4 protein-coding genes and 1 pseudogene are annotated in these 3,021 nt (G+C 69.0%); 2 read left to right on the top strand and 3 right to left on the bottom strand.

The features are described 5' to 3' along the window. A pseudogene (locus tag KVT44_RS55330) lies at window positions 1–587 on the bottom strand (hypothetical protein); the annotation flags it as partial. 58 nt (window positions 588–645) lie between these two features. Beyond that, window positions 646–1,179 carry a MarR family winged helix-turn-helix transcriptional regulator gene (locus KVT44_RS55325; protein WP_217576808.1) on the bottom strand — a complete coding sequence of 178 codons (534 nt, stop codon included), beginning with the start codon at window positions 1,177–1,179 and terminating at the stop codon, window positions 646–648. Between the two features lie 87 nt (window positions 1,180–1,266). Between KVT44_RS55325 and KVT44_RS55320 the strand changes: the two genes are divergently transcribed. Further along, window positions 1,267–2,175, top strand: coding sequence for an alcohol dehydrogenase catalytic domain-containing protein (locus KVT44_RS55320; protein WP_217576806.1), 909 nt, complete (start codon window positions 1,267–1,269; stop codon window positions 2,173–2,175). Between the two features lie 46 nt (window positions 2,176–2,221). Continuing rightward, on the top strand, window positions 2,222–2,605 hold the full coding sequence (locus KVT44_RS55315; protein WP_067381439.1) for a limonene-1,2-epoxide hydrolase family protein: 384 nt from the start codon (window positions 2,222–2,224) through the stop codon (window positions 2,603–2,605). Here KVT44_RS55315 and KVT44_RS59705 read toward each other — a convergent pair. Then, window positions 2,566–2,763 carry a hypothetical protein gene (locus KVT44_RS59705; RefSeq protein ID WP_254651228.1) on the bottom strand — a complete coding sequence of 66 codons (198 nt, stop codon included), beginning with the start codon at window positions 2,761–2,763 and terminating at the stop codon, window positions 2,566–2,568. The two genes, KVT44_RS55315 and KVT44_RS59705, sit on opposite strands and share 40 nt — an antisense overlap. Window positions 2,764–3,021 lie beyond the last annotated feature (258 nt).

Below are 3,021 nucleotides of genomic sequence, written 5' to 3'. Positions count from 1 at the left end.
CCTCGCTCGCGCCACGCGCCGACCACCTCTTCGAGGTTGTCGCGAGCGCGATTCTGACGAGCGCAGGGAGCGGCGATGCCGAGGAGGAACGCCGCCCTCGGGCCCGTAGCTGAAATCGTCGCGCACGCGGACCAGCGAACTCGGCCGCGCGCTCGGCAGGAGCGGTTCGACGCCGAGGGCGGCACGTCCACCCCGATGTTGCTGGCCCGCTCCCGCCACGCCTCCGTCCGCTCCCTGGAGCGGTACGCACGCCCCAGCGTCGACGCGGTCGCCCGGCACGTCGCCGAACGCGACCCCGCCGCCCGACGGATGCGGCCGTCCACATCCTGGATCTGTTCCGTGAGCTGGCCGATTCGCTGGGCCAGCAGGCACAGGGTGATGCGGGTGGCCTGCAGCACCGCCTCTTCACCGTCTTCGCCGTTCTTGCCGTCGTCGGCGAGCCGTGCGCAGGTACGGAAGAGTTCTGCATTGTTCAGCCCGGCCAGTTCTTCCCCCAGGTTCGGGTCGGCACTGACGAGGACGGCCTTGAGCTGGTTGATCGCCTGGGTGCGGGCCTTGGCTGCCGAGCCCTTGACGAGTTTGTACATCGGGCGATCTGCACCGGTCCATCGCCTGGCTTAAGTCAAGCCCGGCGCCCGCCGCCGGTCACTCGCCCCGGGGCGGGCGCCAGTCCACCGGCGGCGGCAGCGTGCCCTGCGCGATTATGTTCGCGTAGACGCTCTCCAGCGCCTGGCTGAGCGGCCCGACAAGCTCGCGCGGCAAGCCGTCGAAGAACAGGCGACGCACGAGTTCCACGTGTCCCAGAGCCGCGGCCTCGAGCACCTTCCGGCCGTGTTGGGTCAGCCTCACCTCGGTCACGCGCCGGTCGTTCGCAGACGGGCTGCAGCTCACCAGATCCCGCTTGGCCATCCGCCGCACGTGGTGCGAGACCCGGCTGCGCTCCCAGCCGATCTGCGCGGCCAGCACCGTGATCGGCATCAGGCCCCCGTCGGCGACGCTCAGGGCCGTCAGGACATCGTAATCCGGCAGGGACAGATCGCTGTCGGACTGCAGCTGGCGATTCATCTCGTAGGTCAGCCGCAGCTGAACCCGGATGTACGCCAGCCAGGCCCGTTGCTGTTCGCCGTCGAGCCACCCGCCCTCGGGCACCGGCGCGCCGCCGTTGGCATTGCGTGACATGTCACCTATGCTTTCTGTCTAGCACCACCGTCGAGGCGTGCCGCTCCCATATCCTCTCGCGCGGACCGCCAGGAGCAGGGGGTACCCATGCCGTACGCAGCAGTGCTCACCGGATACGGATCGCCCGAGACGCTCGTGTGGTCGGAAGTCGCCCTGCCCGCACCCGGACCTGGTCAGATCAGGATGCGCGTACACGCGGCGGGAGTCGGCCCGACCGACCTGAAGATCCGGCGCGGCGACCTCCGAGAGGTCTTCCCGCTGCCCGACCCCGCCGTTCTCGGCTTCGAGGCCGCCGGCACCGTCGACGCCCTCGGACCGGGCGTGACTGGCGTGTCGCTGGGTGACGAGGTCGCCGCCCAGCTGCCCACGCTCGGCGGGTACGGCGAATACGCCCTCGCCTCGGCCTGGACTGTCAAACCGGCCACCGTCAGCTGGGCCGACGCCGCAGCGCTGCCCGCCTCGGCCGAAGCCGCCGTCGGCGTCCTGCGCCAACTCGGCGTCACCTCCGGCGAGACCCTGCTCGTCCTCGGCGGCGGAGGCTCGGTCGGCGTAATCGCCACCCAGCTGGCCGTATCCCAGGGCCTCACAGTCTTCAGCGCCACCGGCCCGAGCGACGAGCAGTTCGCCAAGGATCTCGGCGCGATCCCGGTCCGCTACGGATCGGCGCTCCTTGCGCAGATGCGCGCGCACGTCGGCAAAGTGGACGCCGTCTTCGACGCCGGAGGCAAGGGCGGCCTGCGCGACGCTGTCGAGCTCGCGGGCGGCCCCGCGCGCGTGATCACCCTCGCGGACGAGCACGCGGCCGACTTCGGCGTCGCCCTCTCCGTCCCCACCCCGGACCGCGCCCCCGACGCGGTCGAACAGACCATGCCACTACTCGCTTCCGGGCAACTCCGCCTGCGTGCCCAGCGGCTGCTGCCGATGCGGGACGCCGCGCAGGCGCACGCCCTCCTCGAAGTGGGCACAGCGCACGAAAAGCTCATCCTCACCTCTTAGCGGCCTATCGCAGTGCACTGTTCAGATCAACCGCGGGAGGAGCCAGATGGAGAGCCCGATCGAGGTAGTGCGCAGGTTTTGCGCGGCGTGGTCGGACAACACTGGGGCCGCCGAGCTGGCAGCATTTTTCACCGACGACGCCATCTACCACAACATCCCGCTGGCGCCGATCACCGGCCGGGAGGCCATCGCCAACACCATCACCTCGTTCATCCGCCCTGGCCCGCCAGGCATTGAGCACATCGAGTTCCGCGTCATCAACATCGCAGCCAACGGACCGGTCGTGATGACCGAGCGGGTGGACGTCTTCAGGCTCACTGACAAATCGTTCGAACTGCCGGTCATGGGGACCTTCGAGGTCACTGACGGCAAGATCAACGCCTGGCGCGACTATTTCGACATGAACCAGTTCACCAGCCGGATGGGATAAGGCTGGACCTCATCGGCGCTCGAGTCCACCGGCAGCTTCAAGTTGGAATTCTGGGCGTTTAGTTGATCTTGGGAAGTATTCCCCCGATAGTGCAGCGCAGGGATGCGGGAAGGACCGCCGGACTCGACGATGCGGCGCGTGTCCTCGATGCCGTCCATGCTGGGCATGCGGACGCGGGGTCTCCCCGGGCCGAGGGCTGCTCGAGCGCCCTGCCGACGCAGGCGCGGTCGACATGGTGTCGCCCGCCGCCTGGCGGAAGGGATTCAGGTTCAGATGCTTGGGGAGTGACGTGGCGTCAGCCGGTCGCGCTGCCCGCGACCCACTCGCTCCACGGCATGGTCCAGTCGCTGAGGCCGTTGTCGGGGGCCAACGTGGTCTTGTCTTCGGAGTTCTTGACGATCACGACGTCACCGATC

The sequence above is a fragment of the Streptomyces sp. GbtcB7 genome (assembly GCF_019091445.1).
Taxonomy (GTDB): domain Bacteria; phylum Actinomycetota; class Actinomycetes; order Streptomycetales; family Streptomycetaceae; genus Streptomyces; species Streptomyces mirabilis.
Note: the sequence above shows the minus strand (reverse complement) of the source record. Positions and strands in the feature narration are given on the sequence as shown.